This window comes from 'Nostoc azollae' 0708, from assembly GCF_000196515.1.
GTDB lineage: Bacteria > Cyanobacteriota > Cyanobacteriia > Cyanobacteriales > Nostocaceae > Trichormus_B > Trichormus_B azollae.
The window spans coordinates 3412095-3435199 of the sequence record NC_014248.1; the positions used below are offsets into that span (position 1 = coordinate 3412095).

20 protein-coding genes and 6 pseudogenes are annotated in these 23105 nt (G+C 38.6%); 13 read left to right on the top strand and 13 right to left on the bottom strand.

From position 1 onward, the window contains the following. Window positions 1-7: 7 nt before the first annotated feature. Window positions 8-2067, bottom strand: a pseudogene (locus tag AAZO_RS15850) (type IA DNA topoisomerase); the annotation flags it as partial. Between the two features lie 220 nt (window positions 2068-2287). Beyond that, window positions 2288-3391 (bottom strand): annotated as a pseudogene (locus AAZO_RS43895) (IS630 family transposase). A 14-nt stretch (window positions 3392-3405) separates the two neighbouring features. Here AAZO_RS43895 and AAZO_RS15865 point away from each other — a divergent pair. The 3 genes and pseudogenes from AAZO_RS15865 to AAZO_RS38715 form a co-directional block, all read left to right on the top strand. Next, window positions 3406-3723, top strand: a pseudogene (locus AAZO_RS15865) (BMP family ABC transporter substrate-binding protein); the annotation flags it as partial. A gap of 121 nt (window positions 3724-3844) precedes the next feature. Beyond that, window positions 3845-4548 (top strand): annotated as a pseudogene (locus tag AAZO_RS32855) (ISKra4 family transposase); the annotation flags it as partial. A 158-nt stretch (window positions 4549-4706) separates the two neighbouring features. Continuing rightward, window positions 4707-4922: a hypothetical protein gene (locus AAZO_RS38715; RefSeq protein ID WP_228371236.1), complete on the top strand. Its 216-nt coding sequence runs from the start codon at window positions 4707-4709 to the stop codon at window positions 4920-4922. Between the two features lie 1581 nt (window positions 4923-6503). Here AAZO_RS38715 and AAZO_RS42640 read toward each other — a convergent pair. Together AAZO_RS42640 and AAZO_RS42645 are read right to left on the bottom strand one after the other, a co-directional pair. Next, window positions 6504-6857, bottom strand: coding sequence for an NAD(P)/FAD-dependent oxidoreductase (locus tag AAZO_RS42640; RefSeq protein ID WP_338026902.1), 354 nt, complete (start codon window positions 6855-6857; stop codon window positions 6504-6506). A gap of 226 nt (window positions 6858-7083) precedes the next feature. Then, window positions 7084-7611, bottom strand: a complete 528-nt coding sequence (locus tag AAZO_RS42645) for an NAD(P)/FAD-dependent oxidoreductase (protein WP_338026903.1) — start codon at window positions 7609-7611, stop codon at window positions 7084-7086. A gap of 87 nt (window positions 7612-7698) precedes the next feature. Between AAZO_RS42645 and AAZO_RS15885 the strand changes: the two genes are divergently transcribed. Beyond that, window positions 7699-8541: a YaaW family protein gene (locus tag AAZO_RS15885; protein ID WP_013192026.1), complete on the top strand. Its 843-nt coding sequence runs from the start codon at window positions 7699-7701 to the stop codon at window positions 8539-8541. Then, window positions 8523-9857, top strand: coding sequence for an O-antigen ligase family protein (locus AAZO_RS15890; RefSeq protein ID WP_013192027.1), 1335 nt, complete (start codon window positions 8523-8525; stop codon window positions 9855-9857). Before AAZO_RS15885 ends, AAZO_RS15890 begins: the two co-directional genes overlap by 19 nt. Before the next feature lie 103 nt (window positions 9858-9960). Here the strand turns inward: AAZO_RS15890 and AAZO_RS15895 are convergent, their stop codons facing one another. From AAZO_RS15895 to AAZO_RS43900, 3 genes and pseudogenes are all read right to left on the bottom strand, one after another. Continuing rightward, a complete protein-coding gene (locus AAZO_RS15895) occupies window positions 9961-10200 on the bottom strand; it encodes a hypothetical protein (protein ID WP_013192028.1) in 240 nt (79 codons plus the stop codon). Beyond that, the gene (locus AAZO_RS38725) at window positions 10154-10408 is read right to left on the bottom strand and encodes a hypothetical protein (RefSeq protein WP_013192029.1); all 255 of its coding nucleotides are present in this window, start codon (window positions 10406-10408) and stop codon (window positions 10154-10156) included. The genes AAZO_RS15895 and AAZO_RS38725 overlap by 47 nt, the downstream gene beginning before the upstream one ends. A gap of 115 nt (window positions 10409-10523) precedes the next feature. Next, window positions 10524-12150 (bottom strand): annotated as a pseudogene (locus AAZO_RS43900) (IS1634 family transposase). A 378-nt stretch (window positions 12151-12528) separates the two neighbouring features. Between AAZO_RS43900 and AAZO_RS15915 the strand changes: the two are divergent. The 3 genes from AAZO_RS15915 to AAZO_RS15925 all read left to right on the top strand — a co-directional run bounded on the left by AAZO_RS15915 (window position 12529) and on the right by AAZO_RS15925 (window position 15848). Then, on the top strand, window positions 12529-13050 hold the full coding sequence (locus tag AAZO_RS15915; protein WP_013192030.1) for a Ycf51 family protein: 522 nt from the start codon (window positions 12529-12531) through the stop codon (window positions 13048-13050). A 376-nt stretch (window positions 13051-13426) separates the two neighbouring features. Next, window positions 13427-14563 carry an iron-containing alcohol dehydrogenase family protein gene (locus AAZO_RS15920; protein WP_013192031.1) on the top strand — a complete coding sequence of 379 codons (1137 nt, stop codon included), beginning with the start codon at window positions 13427-13429 and terminating at the stop codon, window positions 14561-14563. A 76-nt stretch (window positions 14564-14639) separates the two neighbouring features. Next, complete coding sequence (locus AAZO_RS15925) at window positions 14640-15848, top strand: aspartate aminotransferase (RefSeq protein ID WP_013192032.1); 1209 nt, start codon at window positions 14640-14642, stop codon at window positions 15846-15848. A 153-nt stretch (window positions 15849-16001) separates the two neighbouring features. Here AAZO_RS15925 and AAZO_RS30885 read toward each other — a convergent pair whose 3' ends face one another. Then, complete coding sequence (locus tag AAZO_RS30885) at window positions 16002-16172, bottom strand: DUF4351 domain-containing protein (RefSeq protein ID WP_228371238.1); 171 nt, start codon at window positions 16170-16172, stop codon at window positions 16002-16004. 211 nt (window positions 16173-16383) lie between these two features. Between AAZO_RS30885 and AAZO_RS15930 the strand changes: the two genes are divergently transcribed. The 5 genes from AAZO_RS15930 to arsC all read left to right on the top strand — a co-directional run bounded on the left by AAZO_RS15930 (window position 16384) and on the right by arsC (window position 18999). Beyond that, window positions 16384-16707, top strand: coding sequence for an ArsR/SmtB family transcription factor (locus AAZO_RS15930; RefSeq protein WP_013192033.1), 324 nt, complete (start codon window positions 16384-16386; stop codon window positions 16705-16707). Between the two features lie 620 nt (window positions 16708-17327). Next, a complete protein-coding gene (locus AAZO_RS42650; protein WP_338026904.1) occupies window positions 17328-17489 on the top strand; it encodes an aquaporin in 162 nt (53 codons plus the stop codon). Between the two features lie 164 nt (window positions 17490-17653). After that, entirely contained in the window at window positions 17654-17917 is a 264-nt protein-coding gene (locus tag AAZO_RS42655) for an aquaporin (protein WP_338026905.1), read from the top strand. A gap of 57 nt (window positions 17918-17974) precedes the next feature. Next, on the top strand, window positions 17975-18577 hold the full coding sequence (gene arsH / locus AAZO_RS15940; RefSeq protein WP_228371239.1) for an arsenical resistance protein ArsH: 603 nt from the start codon (window positions 17975-17977) through the stop codon (window positions 18575-18577). A gap of 26 nt (window positions 18578-18603) precedes the next feature. Then, window positions 18604-18999, top strand: a complete 396-nt coding sequence (arsC, locus tag AAZO_RS15945) for an arsenate reductase, glutathione/glutaredoxin type (protein WP_013192035.1) — start codon at window positions 18604-18606, stop codon at window positions 18997-18999. 179 nt (window positions 19000-19178) lie between these two features. Here arsC and AAZO_RS15950 read toward each other — a convergent pair. From AAZO_RS15950 to AAZO_RS15975, 5 genes and pseudogenes are all read right to left on the bottom strand, one after another. After that, a pseudogene (locus tag AAZO_RS15950) lies at window positions 19179-19346 on the bottom strand (flagellar assembly protein H); the annotation flags it as partial. A gap of 326 nt (window positions 19347-19672) precedes the next feature. Continuing rightward, complete coding sequence (locus AAZO_RS15960) at window positions 19673-19879, bottom strand: hypothetical protein (RefSeq protein WP_013192038.1); 207 nt, start codon at window positions 19877-19879, stop codon at window positions 19673-19675. Window positions 19880-20184: 305 nt separating this feature from the next. Then, window positions 20185-20892, bottom strand: a complete 708-nt coding sequence (folE, locus tag AAZO_RS15965; RefSeq protein ID WP_013192039.1) for a GTP cyclohydrolase I FolE — start codon at window positions 20890-20892, stop codon at window positions 20185-20187. A 108-nt stretch (window positions 20893-21000) separates the two neighbouring features. Further along, entirely contained in the window at window positions 21001-21726 is a 726-nt protein-coding gene (locus tag AAZO_RS15970) for an SDR family oxidoreductase (protein ID WP_013192040.1), read from the bottom strand. Window positions 21727-22077: 351 nt separating this feature from the next. Further along, window positions 22078-23058, bottom strand: a complete 981-nt coding sequence (locus AAZO_RS15975; protein WP_041643289.1) for an acetyl-CoA carboxylase carboxyltransferase subunit alpha — start codon at window positions 23056-23058, stop codon at window positions 22078-22080. Between the last annotated feature and the right edge of the window lie 47 nt (window positions 23059-23105).

The following is a 23105-nucleotide window of genomic DNA, read 5'->3' on the forward strand; positions in this document are numbered from 1 at the left end:
CTTATTGTTTATTATCCTTCCATGAATCTTGACCAGAACACCGCAACATATTTTTATTTTGTCTATCCTTAATATAGCTGTATTCCTCCAAAGGTTTCTTACATACCGGACAGGGATATAAAGTCAGCTTTGCTGAAGGCTTGGGATCATTTTCATCTGGAGATGTTTGAGTTTTAGGTGCTTCCCAGATTTTGTTAAAATCACTCCAAAACAGAACAGTATTTTCACAGCCACTCACATATTTAAGGAAGTATTTCTTCTTGACTTTACTGCTGGGAATTTTAGCTAAAAAGTCCTTACAATCAGGACAGCGAGTTTTAGAAGTTTCATATTTTTGCTCAAATAAACTATTACTTTCAGCTGTAGATGATGAATTGATAACCACACCTTTAGCTTTGGAAAGCGCAGGTACAGAATAATTTTGATTCCAAGTAGTTAGGTAATGTTGCCAAGAGTTTTTTCCTTCAGAGATTGTGTCTAGTGCATCTTCCATCTTGGCAGTAAATTCCGCTTCTAATAAATCTGCCAATGCCTTTTGTAAAAACTCATCAACTTCTAATCCCAAGGCTGTAGTTTGGAGATTGTCTTTTTTCAACTCCACATAATTACCTTTCTTTAAAGTAGCAACCGTAGGAGCATAGGTACTAGGACAACCCCGTTGCATTCCATCAGTTGTAAGAGTTTTGGTTCGCTGTATCTTGGTGGTGGTTGGGTTTGTTTTTTTTCATGCCCAGCATTCTCTAAAGTCAGTACCTGTCGCTGTTGTAAAAGAGGTAAAACGGCATCTTTACCAAGATTAGGCCAATACTGTTCATAACCGTAAAATTCTACAACCTATCCTCTGGCTTGCCATAAAAGATTTCCTGACTGAGTAATTACCTAAGCTTTGCGAACTTGCCCAGGACGACATTGAGATGCGATCGCTCTTTTCCAAATAATCAGATACAGGTTAAACTCATCAGTAGGTAGTTCTTCACGGAATTGGACTGAAGGACGAAAGATATCTGTAGCACGAATAGCTTCCTGTGCTTCCGGAGCCATTTTACTACTACGGTGCTTGCTTGGCTACTTACTGGGGGACATTCTGGGGGTCATTTTGCTCCAACCATTGATGCATGCGTACTGGCACAAAATTCAGGACTCAACATCACTGAATCTGTTCCCATACATGTAAGTAATTAACCCTGCCTCATATAGCTTTTGGTCTACCTGCATGGTTTTGTCAGGGGCAAATTTCAACTTAGAACTGACTGCTTGTTGCAGGGTTGAGGTGGTAAATGGTGGAGGTGCTTGACGATTAACAAGTTTCCCTTCAACTTGAATAACTTGATGAGGATGAAGCTTTGCTTCCTCAACTAATCTTGTTGCTTCTGCTTCTGAAAGAACGCGCTTAGGTTCAGCTCTTTCTATGTTATTACTAGCTGCATCATCATGAGTTTCAGTTTCTGGTTGTGGTGTTTCTGTGGGAGAATTCGCTGTACCTTTATAGAAAGCCCGGAATCCTTCTTTATAATCATAATCTACCCAAACACTCCAGTAATCTTGGGGGACAAAAGCCAGAATTTTTCTTTCTAGCTGACAAGTTAAGTGTAATGTGGCACTTTGAACTCTCCCTACACTTTTTGCACCCTTATTTAATGCCCAAACTAGCGGACTAGCCTTGTAACCTACCAGCTTGTCGAGATAATCTCAACATAATCGTGCACCTATTAAATTGGAGTCAAGTTTTCTAGGATGTGCGATCGTATTCTGAACCGCAGATGCTGTTATCTCTGTATAAACTACTCGCTTGGATTCTCTCAAACCTAACGTTTATTTAAGATGCCAAGCAATGGTTTCTCCTTCTCCGTCTGGGTCGGTGGCTAAAACGACTTCATCAACTTGCCTAACAGCAGCTTTGAGTTGCTGAATTGTTTCTTTTGCTCGTTGGTCACGGGAGATATAGTTGCAGCGGACACTATTACCCTCCATTGTGAATCTCAGTAAATCATCACCCTCATTGCTGAGTTCGCAGATATATCCACAACTAGCGCGAACAATCCAATCTGAACCGAGAATTTGACTCACCTTTTTGACTTTTCCAGGTGATTAGACAACTAGGAGGCGTTTGGGCATGGCACTTGCTTTTTAGATCCTTTACATAGGTATATTCAAATACGTGATCGTGTATGTAAAATATAATTTGTTAGGACAATTAACTCGGTGATTAACTGAAATCGGTGGAAATTTATTATATATAGTTCAGCTACATTAGGTACTAATAGTCTGCCAAGACAATTTTGCTGGGTTAAATGCTCGGATATAAACGCTGCATTTTTTTACGTGCATCCTTGGTTTTAAAACCCCAATAAACACTGGGTTTTCGTTGATTACGCTGTGACTCCCAAGTAGCAATTTCAGAAGATAATATTTCTACATTAGGAATACGTCGTTCTAAGCATTGGCGAGATAACACTGATAATTCAATTTCTACTTGATTCAACCAAGAAGCGTGTTTAGGAGTATAGAGAAACTCTAATTTCCGAATAATGCGGCCTGCTTCTTGTGGAGAGAAAACTTCATATAAAACACTTGGAGTATGAATGTTTAGGTTATCAACAAGTAAAGGTATCACATCAGCTTGGGGTTAATAAACATCTACTAAATCTTTTAATTGTTTAGCAAAATCAGCTTTTGTCCGACTTTGTGTAACTTCAATATGCCTCCACCCGGCTATTGGTTCAAAAAGCCAAATAAATTTACAATACTATTGCGTTTATACTCACAATCATAACCTTCAGGCTGATGTGGTTCTGGTGGCAAAGGAAGTCTTACTTCTTCTACTAATTGATATGGGCGTTCATCTAGGCAGAGTGTAGGTTTTTTCGGATCATATGGCTCATTGTACAAATCCAAAACATCTTCCATTCTGAACACATACTCTGGGTTAACTTCGGGAATACACCACTGTTCTTTTAACCACGGGTTAATTTCATTTTTTTTAGAGTTTGGCGTATTGTTTCGTCTGAAATGGAATCTATGATACCAACCTTCACTAAATGCTCCGCTAATAATTGCATTGTCCAACGCACTCTTCCTTCTGGCGGATTAGAACAAGCAGTCGCAATCAAAAATGCTTCTTGTTTTTCATCTAATTTTTTGGGTTTTGGTGGATTTTCCCCATCCTTTAAAGCAAACTCTAATCCACCAATCACAAACTTTTCTCTTGTCCTTTCCACCTTGGCAACATGAACTCGAACTGCGGCAGCGCCGTTTCCTTTTCTCCCTCAGATACCATTCAAAGAATGTTTGCACGGTTTATACTTCTTGCTTTGTGCTTTCCTTTTTTGAGGATTGCTTGCAGTTGTAAAACTTCCTCTTCGCTTAAATCTACAACATACTTTTTTGCCATGGTCAACCCCTTTTTTGACTAGTTTATCAATTAGAGGGGCTTACCCAGCAACATTGCCTTGGTTGACTACTAGTTTACTACTAAAAGCCTGTACTAATAACCCTAATGCAAATCCTACATCTACACCCACAACAGCTAATAGTGGTGAAGGATTGAAAATAGCAGTTGTCCTCCCTGCAGTCATAACAGGTAAAGCCTGCAATCAATCTGGCTATGAAGGTGTGAATCTCGCTAAACAAAAGCTGGGTGCAGAAATAGCTTATGTAGAAAATGTAGCACAAGCTGATCAAACTGAAGCATTAACAGATTTTGCACAGGGGCATCCCAATTTGGGAAGAAGATGAAAGAAAGGAGAAATAATTCGCGATGATGCCTCGCAAATTAAGGGGGGACTATAAGAATGCGATCCATAACTGAGAAAATTATGGGAATCAGAGAGTATGGTTTAAAACAATGACAGCAGAAGATAAAAAACTCTTAGAAGCTCACATCAAACGAGATAGCCAAAATCTTTTATAAAAATACCCCACCCAAGAAAATCGAAACATTTGAGGGCATCGAAACATCTGTACACGACCAGGTTTTAGAACATGTCAGTCCGAAAAGCGCCTTTTTTTCGTCAGAGAAAAGACTCTCACAACAAAGGTAAAACACGGACAATAAGAAGTTGCACTGGTAAGATTAAAGTCACTAACAAATAAGCATCTCCTTTGGGGAGAGAACCGTATAGGCGATTTAGCCCATTGGTCGAAAAGTGCTTTTTATTACTTGCAGCCAAGGAGTCATTCCAGGACGCAGAGAATGACCTTAAGGTTCTAACAGGGACAGAATTTGGTTATAGTACCTATCATCGCCAAATCAAAAAAGTGGACTTATCTCCCCCGAAGGTAAAACAGAAATTAACAGAGGTCTGCGTAGAGGGGGGAAAAGTGTGGTTACGCTCTCAAGAGAAAGGAAAGCCTGCGTACTGGAAGGAGTATAAAACAGGGCGATTAGAGGGTATATATTAAGGAGCATTCTTTCAAGACAATCTCTCCCTAAGTAATTGGGTCAATAGCCAAAACATCGGTAAAACTCTTTACTGCTTGGGAGATGGGCATGATAGAATTTGGAATCTATTTGCAGAAATTGCCGACTCTGATATTCGTCACAGGATAAACTAGCTCGATTTGAGCGGATTAAAAAGGCGATTACAGCCTTAGGAAAACAACAAACACTTTTATTAAAGCAGGGTGTTCTGGCTGCATCCGGGGCTTGGGTAGCCCGTTATCAAGTCCGTCAAAACTTCAAGAGATATTGGTACTACAAGTTACAAGTGCCAATCCCATATTTCCAATGCCCGGCATCAGACAAACTGAGTAAATATAAGCATTTGGGCAAAGCTGGTACTCAAGAGCATATTGATGCTGTTATTTCTGTTTTTAGACGTTCTCTTGGTGATGGAATACCGAGATTATTTTATACCCTCCGTAATTGTCTGCTAGACATTAGTTCTGGATCTCAGCAAGAGTCAGAACAACCACTTGATTAAATCTGGATTCTTTTATTTTTGCCAAATTGGGATGCTCCCTTTTGCTCGTAAAGGCTACAATGTAGTATGTAATTATTCAGCTATCATCAGTCAGCTTTTTCAGACTAAGGACAAAAATACCTATTTGATATATTTGATAATTAACCAATTTCTCAAACATTCTGACTCCTGACTCCTGATTCCTGAATTCTGACGTCGATTTATGTTATGGTTGAAAACCTCAATTCTGCATCAATGCCATCAAAGAAACTCCATGTAAATTAGCTAAATCTGCTAAATATTCTAAGCAATGTGCTTGCAGTTGATCTATCTGTTGTAGATACGGCATAGTTACGTTAGCTTAGCTTATGATTAATAACGGTGTAAGATATTAATCGCTCCTTACAGATATTACTTAAAACCCAAAAAACTCTTGAGAAGCATCAACCAAAACGGTGAGAAGTTTGAGAACCTCGTTGAACTGTTTCACAAAGATTATTACTAGTCCAATCGGATTTTTGTTAGACACTTGAGAAAGTACCTTGGTGAGTTAAATTTTGCAGATGTAATTGTTTTTATAAAAAATTACGGGATAATTTGTTATGTAAAAAACTATCTTTTTCATCTTCATCTAAGATAATTTGGTGATCAGGAAGTTCGCTGAAAAAATAAGGAAGATGATTGCTCACAAAAGAAATTAGTTCTTGGCGTAAATCAGGGATCGTAAAAGCCTGTTGATTTCGTATGGGTATGTATATAAAACAATTTTAATTTCACTAATAACAGATTAATGTGTTAATTTAAATGCGGTTTTCATGATTTATCATGTCCTTTTTTAATCCATTTAATGATTTATGTCACGCTAACTTTAGATCAATACCAATTTGGTAATGATCTAAAGTTATAGCCCCTTCCCGTACTAGACCTGAAACCCCCAATTTAATATTTGATTATGGTGAAATATCAGAGCATTTATTTCCCTACAATATTTATTACCATGACTTACGCAACTTGCATATTTAGTAAGGTGCGTCAGATATCGAAAATCTGTTAATACTAACAAACTGATAGCAGATTGTAGATCCATGAGGTACAGAATCTAGATTGAAACCTACACAGCAAGAGAGTTTTACTCCTGATTCCTGACTCCTGACACTTGCCTGCATCCTAATTCCTAATCCATACCAATAGTTATCGGTTAAGGGGGACAGAGGAAGAAAAAATCTTGACCCTTTAACGTTGCCCTAAACGAAATAACAACTTTCGGATTGTTAACCAAGTAGTATTGAATCTATACCCATTAACAGAATAAGTTCTTGAATAGGACTCAAGCTAATGCTTAATTACCGATATTATAGCTCCACAAATTCAATTTCTTTAAATAAACGCTATTTTAGTTAAAAACTACAGAAACCGCAGCATAAACTATTAGATGGAGCAATTTTGATCACTAAAAGTTATCTTAATTATGCTTAACCTGATGGTCAAATTAAGCTCACTATAAAGTTTACATTACTTTTTAGATATTTTGCCTGTGTACCTGAGATTATACTGGGTTGTTAGTCCGTTTTTACTGGCTAATACTGCCAGCTACAGTGTTTGTTAGACAAATTTTTCCAAAAAATCTATGTTTTCCGGCAGTAGATTACGCAGTTGTTTGTCAATTTCAACAGCAGCAGCTACTCCTGAAACCATTGCCCCTCCCACCAGATTTCCACCACACCAGTCACCACAGCTAACTAAATGTAGAGGATTTTTCGCAGATAAACAAGTTACATCTAAAGCAGTGTGAGGAAAGGCATAACGCCAGCGATGTACTTGCTGCATCGATTGAGGATTTTCTAACCAGGGAATTACTAAATTTTCTGCTGCTTTTTGCAATATATAATTGCCAACAGATTGTAAGTCTTGGGTTTCAAGATGTTGTTGCGCTAAACTCGGACTACTTTGTACCACAAAATGCGGTTCTTCTTCGTGGATACCCTTACTGCTATCAAGTCCAATTCATGGTAAATTTCCATGATCATGAAAAGTTAAAGCTTTCCATTTGGGAAGGGGTTGGGTGTTGGGGGAATATCCAGGACGCTGATGCATGGGTTAAACTTGACGGAATGCAAACTATCTAGAAATTCAGCACCTAACCTAATAAACTTTTACCTAAAGGTGCTAATAAATCCTCTGCTTAGAGTGCAGGAATCGCTACGACTATACCTTTGGTGGTTAATTGTGCATTGGTTTCCAGGGTGAGAAGCCAAGTATTTTCTGGGGTTAAATTAATGTTGATAACACGCTGATTGAGTATAATGTCTAAGCCAGGAGTCAGAAATTTGGCGATCGCACTCATTTCTGCTGGTGCAATATAACGCGGACTGTGGTTTGTTGATTGAGATATACCTTCACTAACGGAGAATTCTTCACCTGCATCTGTCCAAACTTCAAGAATGTGGCGACTTGGCAATAAATCCACAAATTTACTGAATAATTCACCCTTGGGTTGGACATAACAAGCACCATGATCTGCACAAGTTCCTTGCAAACGCCGTGTCGCAACTCTTCCTCCCACACCGCAAGATTTTTCCACAACTACTACCGAATAACCAGCTGGACGTAACCGCTGGGGGCAAACTAAACCAGATATACCTGCACCAATGACAGCAATATCAGGGATAATAATTTTGGCTTGGGAATTCTGAGAATTAGGATATTTCATCCCTCACACCTCAACCTTGAGAATATCTGCTAAAAGCTAATAGTAGAATATACAGACAAGCTGCATGGAACGGAGGATGGGAAAATTTTGGATGAACTAAGGGCGGTATTAGAATTAGCCACCAAAGAAGAACTACAGGACTTAACAGCAATTCTGTTTAGTCGCAAGTTTAATCCCCTAGATTATGTTCAGACACCTGAACCCATCGAAGTACAAAGCCAAGATCGTCAAGTTTGGTTAGATGCACTAGAAGATCGGTTTCGTTTTTTAGCGGCTGATGGGATGACGGTATTACGCGGACGTACTGAACAAGTAACTTACCGACAAGCTTTAATTCAAGTATGTAAATATTTGAAAATTCCTTATTATGATGACTTAGCCACCGTTGACTTAGAAGCAGAAGTTTTTTTACATCTTTTAGGAAAGGTCTGGAAAAAGCTACCAAAAAAAGAACAGCAAAAAATTACCACAAATGTACAGCGTCAGTTGTTAACATCAGAAATTCAACAACCATTACCACTATCATTGCAAAACGATCCTTTGGGATTAATTTTTAAAGGCGGTAGTGCTTTAGCTGTAACTTCCGTCATTCAACCTTATGTTCTTAAACAAATTGCCCGTCAATTTGCTGTCCACTTTGCTACCTATCAAGTAACTAAAGAAGCTGCAATTACAGGCACACAAGTAGCCAGCAAACAATTTCAAAGCTATGTTACAGCGCAAATGGCGCGACGGGGAATGACGATGAGTGCAGCCCGTTATGGTGCAGTCCGTACTATGTTTGCCTTTATTGGCCCGATGATGTGGGCTTGGTTTTTTGCGGATTTGGGATGGAGAGCAATCGCTACTAATTACGGTCGTATTATTCCTACCATCTTTACCTTAGCGCAAATTCGTCTCACCCGTGCAGAATGTTGGGAGCCAGCTTGAACAAGGCTTTTTATCATCCAGATTCTAGTTTGCAAATCCCTTGGAACAGTCTTCAATTTGGGTTACTTGTCTTCCCACTCAATCCATTTTTGGGGGCTGTTACAATATCGTTGGCAGCATTAATTACCTGGGCGAAAAAATACCGCCTAATTATCCGCAGACCACTCCACCAAGGATTTGCAGTTCTCAGTTTATTGTTGTTGATAACCACAGGGTTTGCTTCTCATAAACTAGAGGCTTTCCTCGGTTTATTCAACTTATTACCTTATTTTTTCGTATTTGCTGCATTGACCGCCCTAATCCAAACATCAGCCCAATTAAGGCAAATAGCTTGGATTATAGTATTTGGTTCTTTACCTATGGTAATTATCGGCTTTGGGCAATTATTTCTAGGCTGGAGTTTCAAATTACAATTTCTCTGGGAGTTGATAGATTCAACACTTTCCCCTGGAGGAAAACCACCAGGACGTATGGCTTCTGTACTGATGCACGCCAACACTTTAGCCGCTTATTTGGTGACTATTTTTATTTTGGGTTTAGGGTTGTGGTTAGAAAACTATCAAAAACTCAAACAAAAACTCAAAGTCAAAAATCTTCCTATCTCTTCATCTACCTACGGACCCGTTATTTTTCTGACAATAGCAGTATTTGCTAATTTCATCGCTTTGATTTTAACCAACTCCCGCAATGGCTGGGTAATCGCTATTATTACCTGTTTAGCTTATGCCTTGTACCAAGGTTGGCGGCTAATTGTGGCTGGTTGTATGAGTATAGCCACGGTTATTCTTTTAGCAGCTTTTGCACCTTCTGCCATAGCTCAATTTTTCCGTCGCTTCGTTCCCTATTTTATCTGGGCGCGGTTAAATGATGATATCTATCCTGATAGACCAGTGGCCTTAATGCGAAAAACCCAATGGGAGTTTGCCTGGAATTTAACACAACAGCATCCTTTTACTGGTTGGGGTTTACGCAGTTTTAGTGGACTCTACAAAGCGAAAATGGCAACTGACTTGGGTCATCCCCACAACCTCTTTTTAATGCTATCTGCGGAAACTGGTTTAATTACAACTTTTTTATTTTCTGGAATACTCGCTGGGATTTTATTTACCGCCAGTCAACTTCTATGGAAATCACAATCTTTAGAACCAGAAAACAGATTAATATTTTTTAGTTATCTACTAGCTGTTATTTCTTGGATACTATTTAATACGGTAGATGTTACCACTTTCGACTTGCGTTTAAGTATACTGTCTTGGGTGTTCATAGCCGCTTTATGTGGAGTAATTTTTCACCAGAATTCACTAATTAAGAGGTAAGGAATTATGAGTTAATTGGAAATTAATTTGCTTGCTTAACTAAGAAGAATTTAACATCTTGTTCATATAACTTATTCATCATAATATTCATATCAACAATAATTTATAGCAGTGGTGACAAATATAAAAGATTATCCTCTCCTGACTCTTCCATTGCATATACATAATTTTCAGTGGCTGTTTTAACTTCCTGATTAATTCGGTTTAAATCTGCATACAAAGTATCATTCGTAGCCTTGAGTATTTGTTGTAAGTGATTCAGCTTTTTTTGAATTGTTAGAGAATCTTTGATAATTCTAAAAGCACTGATCATACTTAAGTAAATTTGGAATATAACCCACATTCGGCACCATAAACTGCCACAGAGAGAAATTATGGAGAGAAAAAATCCAAGGGAGCATAAAAACAAACAGATGCAGTGAAAAAAGGTATTGGAGAAACAGTAAAGCACCAAGAATAGCATCAAAAGCTATTCTCAATAAGGAGCAATAAGAAAGAACACCGCCCAGAGCAGTCAACAGATAAATGAAGATATTCAAGAGATAAATCATGACTTAGACTAATAGATTGAAGTAAAAAAAGAAATTATGGACATAGTAAAATAGAGCTATAAATCAACGACATGAGGTTATTTTCTGATAGAAATTAAATTAATAGAGAGAGAAATTAGGTAACTAATTGATAGTAGGGAAAACAATGCTCTGGTAAAAGATTCACAATGAAATCTCTCTCTTGAGTCCAGTAACAGATGTGTTTTTCTTGGTTAAGTGTAACTAAATAAATAGACTGAAAGCATGGAAAAATCCAGCGTAAAGTGGGGCGGTCAGTTGGTTTGCCCAATTGATTTTTTACTGTTGATTTAGACTCTCTCACAGCGGTTCTGATTTGTCGTTGCGCTAAAGTATAAACCAGCAGATATAAACCCATAATCATTCCCAGGGACTCTATTCTCTCTGGACTTTTTAGGAAAATACTGTCTGCACAAAATAATGGGTCTTTGAGAAAAGCAAACCCTCTCTGGCAAGACTGTTGAGCTTTATATTCACTCAAGATGGAGTCATGGGTAAGTTCATTGGAATCCAAAAGGTTTGTAGCAAAAATAAAAGGCCCTGCCCTCAGAAATTCTGTATTAATTTTACTTTCATTCTGGGAGACTGTAGCTGATATTTCATTAGGATATCTCTCCTGAACTATCTTTTTTCTTAGATTTGATTTGAGTAACGTTACTCTGGTTAATTCGGTGATATTTGAATTGTTTGAATAGTTTAGATAACCCCTTGATAGCATCAGCTTCACAAGCGAATTTTTCTGGTGATAACTTTTTCAAAACTTGCACAGCTTTTGATTGTGCCTTGGTAATTTTTTGTGAGAGTTTACCCATGTCTGATTCTCTTCTTTTTTGACTTTGCACTACTAACCATCTTTATTCTATGCCTGCATAATTTACTGTTTTTGAAGCTAGTTTATATCGGGGTAAGTTACTATCAACAAATTCTGGTTCTGGTAATGTTGATATTAATTATTGTGCTGATTTTACGCTTAATGGCACTGGATATAACCAGCTTAAAGCTGACATCATTTTCAGATTTCATTCTGTATATAAGGCCCAGTCTGCTACTATGAGACTATTAACTTTCAACTGTTTTTGGTACTCTACTGCTATTTTACCAAAGCATGATGAATCTGCTTGGTTTCCCGATGCTAGTTTTAAAAATATATATTGGTATGTCTCCATCTCATGACGATATCATTTCTATGATGAACTGTTTTAACTCCGGTCTATGGTCACCAGAATAACCGTAGGTGATGGTTATTTCTTTTGGTGATTTTACTGCTAATTCTTCTAGTTCTTGATTATTTCCTACTTTTTGATTCTCAAATATTACTTCTGGTAAGCTGGTATTATATTGCCAATGTATGTGCATTTATGATGAGTCTAGATGGCCTGCTCATAGGGATACTCCAAATTTTTGGGCTGCTTTGAAGGCGACAAGAAAAAATATTCTATCCAATCCTTTTATAAATAGTTCATCCATGACTCTCCCCAGTTTATCGTCCTTGAGATATTCTGGTGTTACTCCTGCTCCTATTAGATGCTCACAGGGGATTGTTTCAAAATCTTGGGGAAACATATATACGGGTTTTTATACAAATCCTAACCCGTTGATTATCATGGCTTTTACTACATAACCTGGACTTACTTTCTCTGCAATTTCAAGGATTATTTCTACTACTCCTATGGCGTCTATTATTCCTGCTACTATGCCTAAATGGTCTAGGTTTTGATCTCCATTTTTTGAAGCTTTGATTTCACAACAGAATTATCCACAACTCCTGTTGTGATTCAATCATTTCTTCTTCTGTTCTAATTTAATTTTTAAATCATTCAATTTTCTTTTCTTTTATCTTCTTCACAAAACTTTATTCTCCCACTCTATTGCCATTTTAATCATACTTATTCTTATTAAGCCTTTTCTTCCTTCAAGGATCTTTAGTTCTTGTGTACTACTTCACCAGCTTTTTTTGATGTGTGACAGTTAGGGTACGGAAGGTCGGTTTTAATGACTCATTTTTGAATGATTTTTGAATTGATGGCTAACCGCAAACCCTAGATAACAAAGCGGAGTGGGTGTCTGTAGGGTAAAATAGCTATATTTGTCATGAAAACCTTATGTTTACAACGGCTGATTTTTTGCAATATTCCCAATGGTCAGGAATTGCTACCCTATTATTTGCAGTCTTAGCAATTCTGGCTTTTATTTTCAAATGGGGTTTCCGCTTTCGGCTGGTAGGTACAACAGGCTTTATGATAGTTTTGACAACTGGCTTATTTTCACTGTCTTTAGTACCTCTGAGTCGGACTGTGATTCCGGGTGCAGTTAAGTACACCCTAGTTTATGACAATGGTTCCAGTCAGGCTGTAATTGCGACTGCACCTGAAATTACACCAACAGAATTAGAAGCAACTTTACGTCAAGCGGCTAGTCATCTCTATTCTTATGGTCGTTTAGGTAGCAGGGGAAACAACCAATTGACTATCCGCGCCCGTACAATAATCCACGCAGAACCAGGGGTATCCGTACCAGTTTACTTAGGTAAGGTACAAAGAACTTTGACAACTCGTGAAGATCCAGAAATGGCTGTAGAAGTTTATCTTGACAAGTTTGCCCAACTATCAAAACCCACGGCTTAAATCAGTTATCAGTTATCAGTTATCAGTTATTGGGAACTACTCTTACCCAGTCTCAAGCCCCCATTCCCAAATGGATAGAATTTTTCTGTCAATTACAATACAATTACGATTATTCTTATATTAAGATAATAAAACTTCAGAAATTTCACTATCAGGAAAAATTGATCACCTTCCTGGCTAATTCCCAATAGACTTCTGTCAATGTGGCAACAAGAACCTTTAATTAACAGTCTAATTTGATTAAAAAATATCAAGTTTTGACATACTAGTACAGTACGGCGTAAATAAACCAACCATTCCAAATCCCTGAAAGGCTCACGCCGTATTAATTTTAAATTTTGAATTTTGAATTCCGCCTTGCGGTACTAGATTATTTATGCCTAATCAATCTTCTACTCCAACCGCTAGTTCATTATTAACCCTAACTATTGCACCGGCTCAAGTAATTCGAGGTGGCGGTGTGTTGTCGTCAACTGTGGCTGACATTGCTAAATTGGGAACTCGTCCTCTGATTGTGGCAGGAAATCGCACTCTTGGTATTTGCCAAGAAAGTTTACAGGAAATTTTTCAAGCCCAAGAATTACAAACCACTTCTGTTTCTTATGGTGCTGATTGTTGTGAAGTAACTTTAAAAGCCTTACGCAAAGCCGCAAAGGAACATAAAGCAGATGTGATTATTGGTGTGGGTGGTGGTAAGGCTTTAGATACAGCCAAGTTGGTCGGCCATCAGTTACAGTTACCTGTAGTGACTATTCCTACTTCTGCAGCTACTTGTGCAGGATGGACGGCTTTATCTAATGTATATTCGGAATCTGGGGCGTTTTTGTATGATGTGGCGTTGTCGCGCTGTCCTGATTTGCTGATTTTGGATTATGATTTGATTCAGACTGCACCCCAACGGACCTTAGTTGCGGGAATTGGGGATGCGATCGCAAAATGGTATGAAGCATCTGTTAGCAGTGGCCATTTACAAGATACTCTGGTTATTGCCGCAGTCCAACTAGCACGAGTTTTACGAGATATCCTTTTCCAAAAAGCTGCTGCTGCTTTACAATCTCCTGGTAGCGAAGTGTGGCGAGAAGTTGTTGATGCAACTGTATTATCAGCAGGTCTAATTGGTGGTTTAGGTGGCGCACAATGTCGTACTGTAGCCGCCCATGCAGTGCATAATGGGTTAACGCACTTATCTGGATATGCTAGCATTCATGGCGAAAAAGTCGCTTATGGTATTTTAGTACAACTGCGATTAGAAGAAATGCTCCAAGGCAATCAACTTGCAGACGCAGCTAGACAGCAATTACTAAAGTTCTATGCAGAGATTGGATTACCGCAAAAACTAGCAGACTTGGGTTTAGGAAATATTACTTTAGCTGAGTTGCAAACAGCGGCAGAAATCACCTTAGCACCTAATTCTGATATTCACCGTTTACCTTTTCCAGTAGCCTGGGAACATTTAATGGCGGCTATGATTTCTACCACTGCGCCAAATCAATTAAAAATTAAAAATGGGTAATTTGTAATTCGTAATTATTTTACTATTCCCCAGTCCCCAATCCCCAATCCCCAGTCACCTATTCCGAGGTTATAGAATGAGTTTGAGTTGGATTACCCCCGCAGAAAGAATACAAAAATTACCGCCTTATGTGTTTGCCCGTTTAGATGAACTGAAAGGAAAAGCCAGGGAACAAGGGCTAGATTTGATTGATTTGGGGATGGGAAACCCTGATGGGGCTACTCCTCAACCAATTATAGAAGCAGGGATAGCAGCTTTAAAAAATCCTGCCAATCATGGTTATCCACCATTTGAAGGAACTGCAAATTTCCGTAAGGCAATTGCTAAATGGTACAATCGCCGTTATGGTGTAGTCTTAGATCCTGATAGTGAAGCTTTGCCTTTGTTAGGTTCTAAGGAAGGTTTAGGACATTTAGCGATCGCCTACATCAATCCTGGTGATATTGTTTTAGTACCATCACCATCTTACCCCGTCCATTTTCGTGGTCCCATCATCGCCGGTGGAGTCATTCACAGTTTAATTCTTAAAGAACAAAATAACTGGTTAATTGATTTAACCTCTATTCCTGACGAAGTAGCCAGAAAAGCCAAAATCCTCTATTTCAATTATCCCAGTAATCCCACCGCCGCCACTGCACCCCGTGAGTTTTTTGAAGAAATAGTTGCTTTTGCCCGCAAATATGAAATCATGTTAGTGCATGACCTATGTTATGCAGAGTTAGCTTTTGATGGTTATCAACCTACCAGCTTATTAGAAATTTCCGGTGCAAAAGATATTGGTGTTGAGTTTCACACCCTATCTAAAACTTATAATATGGCAGGTTGGCGCGTTGGTTTTGTGGTGGGAAATCGTCACATTATCCAAGGTTTGCGGACATTAAAAACTAACCTAGATTATGGCATTTTTTCCGCATTGCAAACCGCCGCAGAAACAGCTTTAGAATTGCCAGATACTTACTTACACGATGTTCAACAACGTTATCGCACCCGTCGGGATTTTCTGATTGATGGTTTAGGAAAATTAGGCTGGAATATTCCCAAAACTGAGGCCACTATGTATCTTTGGGTAAAATGTCCTGTGGGAATGGGTTCTACAGATTTTGCTTTAAATGTGCTACAGCAAACAGGTGTGGTTGTTACTCCTGGTAATGCGTTTGGTGCTGGTGGTGAAGGATATGTAAGAATTAGTTTAATTGCCGAGTGTGATCGCTTGGGTGAAGCTTTAGAGAGATTTAAACAAGCAGGAATTCGTTATCAACCTGAAGCTGTAGTTTCTGCGTCATAATCAGGGTGATAGGTGATAGGTGATAGGGAATAGATGACCATTTTTACCAATCACTAATCACTAATCACCAATCACTGTTTAGTGCTCTTGTTGATTTAACCAAGTTAATAAATCAGCAACTTCAGAAATATTAAACAAAGGTGCACCTAAATTTTATAACTTTTCTACAGGTAAGACTTTTACTCTTTCCACTATCTCAGAATCAATTTCTGCAAACAGTTGATTAAGTAAACGCAGACAAAATCTAACTGGTTCTTTTTCTTTTTGTTCTCCCGTGCGTTCACCCTTCTGGAAAACATCCTGATAAATGACAGACTCTTTCATAATATTCTCTGGTTCATCATGGTACTAACTTTGTCTCCTGCAAGCTTGGAGAAACTTGTTATGATCAGCGTTGATGGGTTCGTAAGACTCCGAATTAATACAGCAGTCCATAATCTGTGGCAGATGACTGTGTAACTTTTATGATACAACTTGAGTAGTTCTGCTGTCTAATATTGTTATATAGCAATCCTATTTAATAATTGAGAAATTAATGATCACTCCTACCAGCACAACTTCTCATTTAATTGCTGAAGGCTTTCATGCCCTTTCTGACCCAATTAGAATTGGTGTTATAGAATTGCTGCGTCAGAGTGAACTTTGTGTATGTGATTTATGCGATGATTTAGAAATAAGTCAATCAAAACTATCTTTCCATCTCAACAATCTTAAAGAAGCAAATTTAGTTAATGCCCGTCAAGAAGGACGCTGGATTTATTTTAGTTTAAATTTATCTCAATTTCACGTTTTAGAACACTATGTAGCCAATCTTCACCGTAATTCTGTATCATCTACCCCTCATTCTTGTTGTGAGTAAGGAAAACTGGGGACAATCAATTAATAACTCGTAGTTAGGAAATACTCTTACTGTCACTCATCAACTTTTTTTGATTAATTTTTTTATATTGTGTTATTCTTATGGTTGTTATATAAATTTTTTTTTAATGATGGATAAATAACTCTAGCAGCAACCATACAGCTAAAGCTAGTGAAAGCAAATGCACAAATATTAGTTATCACAGTAGAAGTGTTAGCATTAAGCAGTCACCACAAGCAACAAACGTTGCTAATTCTCAAACTGTAACCGTTATTAAAATTGATGGTTTTAGTACAGTAGATCCAATTACCCAGGCAATCACCAAGGATTTTCCAGCAATTACAAAAAATAATACCCAAGTACAAGTGAAAATGTCCGCTAATGGGGGCGGGTTTGAAAAATTCTGCGCTGGGGAAATAGACATAAGTAACCTGACTTACTTTAGCCAGAAGGCTAAAAAAATAGTTTTTTCGCACATCTTCCCCAGAAGTATTGTAGTTAAATAAGTCCTCTTCCAAATCAAGTCATTCATTAAGGAAATTTATCATTTTAGACGGGAATGTTTAGTATAAACCATTGGCACTTTTATATTAGTATTTGCTGGTACTGCTGCTATTACGGTGAACAAAATCAGCCAAGGTGCTATCACACATATTGGTATTAGTCTTGTATTTGGGGCTGTAGTAGCTGCATTAATTTACACTGTAGGACATTTCAGCAGCGCACACTTTAACCCAGCGTTAACACTGGCATTTTCACTAGTGTTTCTTCTAAAAAGCTAGTACTAGCCTATATTTATGCCCAATTATTAGGAGCTATATTAGCTTCTAATTTACTACTAATTTGTTTAGGAAGAGTTGCTAATTTAGGTGTAACTTTACCTCTAAACAACAATTGGTAGCAATCTTTAGTATTAGAAATAGTTATCCCTTTCATTTTAATGTTTGTGATTTTAGGATCTGGATTAGATCGTAGCACCCACATTGGTTTTGCTGGTTTAGCTATTGGTTTAACAGTAGCAATGGAAGTGGCTTTTATGAGTCTTATTACTGGTGCAAGTATGAATCCTGCCCATTCTTTTGGAGCAGCCTTAGTAGCAGGAATTTGGCAGCATCATTGGATTTATTGGGTAGCGCCAATTTTAGGTTCACAGTTTGCAGTCGTAGTTTATAGAATTATTTCTAATAATTTCCAAGATTCTCAAAAATAAAGATGTAAAATGACAAATTGCAATCATCGAGCGAGAATATTATTTTGATATGTTTCATTGCGAGAACGTTCTTATAGTCGTTTGTTAGTAGAAGAAGCAGCAAAAATTATTGAAGAATTTGGTGCAGAAGTCCGATTCTTCGATCCGTGTGAATTACCAATTTATGGTAGTGTCTCTGATACTCATCCCAAAGTGCAAGAATTACGAGAATCAAGTATGTGGTCTGAAGGTCAAGTCTGGTCTTCTCCTGAAATGCACGGTAATATTACAGGGATTATGAAAAATCAACTTGATTGGATTCCTCTGAGTATTGGTGCATTTAGACCAACTCAAGGTAGAACTTTAGCAGTTATGCAAGTAAGTGGTGGTTCTGAGTCTTTTAATGCTGTGAATACGCTGCGAATATTGGGACGTTGGATGCGAATATTTACCATTCCTAATCAATCTTCGGTTCCAAAAGCTTATCAAGAATTTAACGAAGATGGACCTATGAAAGATTCTGCGTATCGTGACCGAGTAGTTGATATTATGGAAGAATTATATAAGTTTACCTTGCTGTTGCGTGAGCAAGTTGATTATTTAACTGACCGCTACAGTGAACGCAAGGAAAAAGCAGGAAAAGAAGCTATTAAGTTAGCTAATAGTGCTTTGAATTCATAAACCGTTATTTAATAAATAAAAACATCATGAAAAAGGTCATGTTTGTCTGTAAAAAAAATTCTCGTCGTTCTCAAATGGCAGAGGGTTTTGCCAAAGTTTTAGGAGAGGGAAAAATTGCTATTTTTAGTTCTGGGTTAGATTCAAGTGAAGTAGACCGTATTTGTGTACAATTGATCTCAGAAATTGGCATTGATATTAGTAATCAGACTTCTAAGGCTTTGAGTGATTTTAATGCTGATGATTTTGATGGGGTGATTTCTTTATGTGGTTGTGGAGTAAATTTACCAGAAGCCTGGTTTTTAAGAGAAGTGTTTGCAGATTGGCAACTTGATGATCCTGAAGGTCATGATATTGACACCTTTCATCGACTGGGAGATGAGGTAAAGGAACGAGTTGTTAAGTTAATCGCATCTCTGATTTAAATATAGGAATCTGATGGGGATTTTGAACCCACATTCTGCACCCACAACTGTCACACCCCAACAAAACGGATGTACTAAGTACATAAGAACTGAATTAACTTTTTATCCCCCCGAATCTCTTGATTCATCTAGGTTTTTCGTTTATATGGCTTAACGCCACCCTACGCTATCAGCAAGCCGTATTTATCTCCTGCGGTTACATCAGTAAATATTTCTTTGTCTAATAATGTGACTGAGTTGGTGTCTACATATTTGAGAACTTTGGGAAAAAATAATTCTATAAATTCTATGCAAAACGTGGATATTAGTTCTTTAAATAAGTGGTCATAGTCTATTTTTTCCGTCATGTTGTTATTGATATCATAAATTCTATTGTGCTGTGATTTGTAATTCTATTCGTTTTACTAGTACCGCCAGCCTCCGCTCGCTCCATAATAGATAACTTTGTTGCATAATGGGGGTCAAGGATACGTCTTACCTCTTTTTCATGGATATTGAGAAGAAGCAAGCTGTACTTTGGTAATACCTTTTTCACGCATCGCTAGATACAGTCCAGCTTTTAGTGCTGTTTGTGCTGTTTGTACTGGTAGGGCTACTAAATACTCTTGATTTTTGGGCTGTGATAGTTGTGCGAGATTTCCATTTGTGACAAGTTAAGGCTGAAAGTCCTTTGTCAAGAGGCTTTCGGAGAAATATGGAAAAAAAACTGGTCAGTCCCACGTTGAAGATCACGAAAAGGAGCGTTAATTAACTTAACATTTGGTTTTCGCTTCTGTTTGATAATACCTAAATCTCGATGTTTTCGGTAGTAATTTTCTTGATTTGTAATGGTTGGTGTCAGTAATCTTTCCAATTGCTCGGCTATTACTTCATCTTCCACTATTGGTCTGTGTTTCTTTTTGCCGTGGTCTCGATTGGTTTTTAGGCTGCTTCTTATTGCTTATCTCAATCGCTCAATTACCTGTCTACACCGAGTTTATCACGATTTTTGACCTATCCAAATCCCACCCTTGACAATTTCTTCTTTTCCTTAACTTGTCACCAATGCGAGATGTCTAGCTTATAATTAATACGAAGAGTGATCGCTTATTCTAAGCACAAAGCAACAAAATCACTCACCCCCTAATGTATTTTGAGGATGAGCGATATTTATAACAATCCCTAATTTATAACAATCCCTAATTCTTAAAAGAATGCAGGTTGATGACGAATCAAATTCAAGAACTCTTCACGGGTTTTTTGCTCATCTTGGAACACACCCACCATAGAACTGGTAACTGTCCAAGAACCAGGTTTTTGTACACCGCGCATCACCATACACATATGGGTAGCTTCCATGACCACCGCAACACCTTTAGGTTCAAGAATTGTCTGGACTGCTTCAGCAATTTGTCGAGTTAGCCTTTCTTGCACTTGTAAGCGACGAGAATACATTTCTACAATTCGCGCCATCTTACTTAAACCCACGACTTTTTGATTAGGAATATAAGCAACGTGCGCTCTGCCCATAAATGGCAGCATATGATGTTCGCAGAGAGTAAAGAAATTAATATCTCGTACTAGCACCATCTCGTTATGGCCTTCATCAAAAATGGCACCATTCACCAGTTCTTCTAAAGATTGGTTGTAGCCACCAGTGAGAAACATCATTGCTTCAGCTACGCGCTTGGGTGTTTTGAGTAATCCTTCACGTTCTGGATCTTCTCCAACACCTATGAGCATTGTCCGCACAGCTTCCATCATTTGCTCCATGCTTTCCTCTGAAGGTGGGTGCAAATCCGCCTGCTTACCATTATGGGTGTTGCGGTCAGGTCTGGTACTGATAGCTTGTGATAAGTCAGGAATCAGAGGAGATTGTGAGCGATTGGAAGCGTTGGAGCTAGCGATAGTCATGGTATAAGTCTTGGTAATTGGTAATTGGTAATTGGTAATTGGTAATTGGTAATTGGTAATTGGTAATTGGTAATTCGTTATGAAAATAATCAATGACTCAATTACTAATTAAATAACTCCAGCATTAGAGATCAATGTCAATTCTTCAATGACTGCTTGCTGTGGTAATAAAGCAGTGTGCAGAATTGTCTGAGCTACTATTTCTGGAATTAACATTTTGGAACGGTCAAAGTTAACATGAACTGTTTCGGTGTCCCAAATTTCTGTATTGACAGAACCTGGACATATTGCAATAACACGAATGCCGTGGCTCCGTTCCTCAATTGCTAGGGTTTGAGAAAGGGCTAATAACCCAGCTTTGCTAACGCAGTAGGCTCCCCAACCTGCAAAAGCTTGTTTGGCAGCTATGGAGGCAATGTTGATTATTGTGCCTTGACCTCGTTGTCTCATTCCTGGCAAAGTCCCCATTATGCACGCAAAGACGCTGGTGAGGTTTAAGTTAATCACCTGCTGCCAATCTTCTAAGGGAGTTTCGCTTAGGTTGGCTGTGTATCCCATGCCAGCATTATTGACCAGAATATCTATGTCGCCAAATTCATGGGGGATCGCCTGTATTTTAGCTTGTACTTGGGAAACACAACTGAGATCAACAGTGAAGGCTTTTGCTTCCACTCCTATTTCTTTTGCTGCTGCTGCTACCCTCTCTAACTTATCTTGGGAACGGCTAACCAAGGCGACATCTATTCCAGCCTTTGCAAAGGCTAAAGCTGTTGCTTTCCCAATTCCACTGCTTGCACCGGTAATCAAGGCGCGTCGTTTCTGATCAAAACTCATGGTGTCTCCAAATTTTTTGGCAGCGTTCTAATTCGCTACCTACCCATAAATTAAATAAATCTAAAAATCAATTGCTGTTTTTATGACAATTGCTATAAGGCCTTGCCATTATGGGTATTATATTCCCTATCATTAGCTTTACCAGTCAGGATGAAAAATATAGACCTGATAAATCAGGTTCTAAACTTAAGGCTAATTACTGAATACTCTGCAAACTAGTCAATTAGATTCGGTTTGTTTGCTGAATACACAATACAAATGCCTATAGCTGCTCAGATTGTTAAGAATCGTTAAGCTTCCATAGGCAATTATAGCACCGTTGATGTACTAATCAGTTAGTAGCTATTATTTTTAGTGCGCAAGTTCTGTAAAGACACCAATTTTGCGGAATTTTTCATAGCGTAGTTGGCGACGTTCAGTTGCGGTTAAACGGTTGAGTTCGTCTAGGTTCTCCAACAAAGCTTTTTTGAGATTGGTAGCAGCTGTCAAGGGATCGGAATGAGCGCCACCAATGGGTTCAGGTAAAATTTGGTCAATAATTCCCAAGTTTTTGAGGTCATGGGAAATAATTTTTAATGCCACGGCTGCTTGAGGGGCTTTGCCAGCATCTTTCCACAAAATAGCGGCACAGGCTTCTGGGGTAGCAACTGTGTAAACAGAATGTTCAAACATGAGCAGGCGATCGCCTACACCAATACCCAAAGCACCACCGGAACCACCTTCTCCAATAACTGTACAGAGAATTGGTACATCAAAGCAAAACATTTGCCGTAAATTGTAGGCGATCGCTTCACCTTGTCCTTGATGTTCGGCTTCTATCCCTGCCCAAGCGCCCGGAGTGTCGATAAATGTCACTATAGGCATACCAAACTTGTTAGCGTGTTCCATTAACCGTAGTGCCTTACGGTAACCACCAGGAGCCGCCATACCAAAATTACGGGCGACGTTATCTTTTGTATCCCGGCCTTTTTGATGCCCTAACATGACTACAGGTTGTCCACCCAAGCGACCAACACCACCAACTAAAGCCGGATCATCACTACCACAGCGATCACCATGTAACTCCATCCATTCATCACTAATAGCCTGAATGTAATCTAGGGTACTGGGTCGGCGTGGGTGTCGAGCTACTTGTAATCTTTGAGATGGTGTCAGACTGCTGAAAATTTCCTCACGCAATTGCATTGCCCGTGTTTCGAGTTGGCGAATTTGACCAGAAACATCAACACCATTTTCATCTGCAAGTTGCCGAATTTGATCAATCCGGGTAGCCATTTCTGCTAAAGGCTTTTCAAAATCCAACAGTAGGGGTTTGCGTTCAATAGTTGCCATAGTTAGGGAAGAGGGAATAAGGAATAAGGAATGGGGAATAGGGAATA

Excerpts from the sequence above, each read along its gene's own strand:
- AAZO_RS15975 (WP_041643289.1), bottom strand. The coding sequence starts at position 23,058 with ATGGCAACTATTGAACGCAAACCCCTACTGTTGGATTTTGAAAAGCCT.
- AAZO_RS38725 (WP_013192029.1), bottom strand. The coding sequence starts at position 10,408 with ATGATTTATCTCTTGAATATCTTCATTTATCTGTTGACTGCTCTGGGC.
- AAZO_RS15895 (WP_013192028.1), bottom strand. The coding sequence starts at position 10,200 with ATGTGGGTTATATTCCAAATTTACTTAAGTATGATCAGTGCTTTTAGA.
- AAZO_RS15890 (WP_013192027.1), top strand. The coding sequence starts at position 8,523 with ATGTTGGGAGCCAGCTTGAACAAGGCTTTTTATCATCCAGATTCTAGT.
- AAZO_RS15970 (WP_013192040.1), bottom strand. The coding sequence starts at position 21,726 with ATGAGTTTTGATCAGAAACGACGCGCCTTGATTACCGGTGCAAGCAGT.
- AAZO_RS30885 (WP_228371238.1), bottom strand. The coding sequence starts at position 16,172 with ATGAAAGAGTCTGTCATTTATCAGGATGTTTTCCAGAAGGGTGAACGC.
- AAZO_RS42645 (WP_338026903.1), bottom strand. The coding sequence starts at position 7,611 with ATGAAATATCCTAATTCTCAGAATTCCCAAGCCAAAATTATTATCCCT.
- folE (WP_013192039.1), bottom strand. The coding sequence starts at position 20,892 with ATGACTATCGCTAGCTCCAACGCTTCCAATCGCTCACAATCTCCTCTG.
- AAZO_RS15930 (WP_013192033.1), top strand. The coding sequence starts at position 16,384 with ATGATCACTCCTACCAGCACAACTTCTCATTTAATTGCTGAAGGCTTT.
- AAZO_RS15920 (WP_013192031.1), top strand. The coding sequence starts at position 13,427 with ATGCCTAATCAATCTTCTACTCCAACCGCTAGTTCATTATTAACCCTA.
- AAZO_RS15925 (WP_013192032.1), top strand. The coding sequence starts at position 14,640 with ATGAGTTTGAGTTGGATTACCCCCGCAGAAAGAATACAAAAATTACCG.
- arsC (WP_013192035.1), top strand. The coding sequence starts at position 18,604 with ATGAAAAAGGTCATGTTTGTCTGTAAAAAAAATTCTCGTCGTTCTCAA.
- AAZO_RS15915 (WP_013192030.1), top strand. The coding sequence starts at position 12,529 with ATGTTTACAACGGCTGATTTTTTGCAATATTCCCAATGGTCAGGAATT.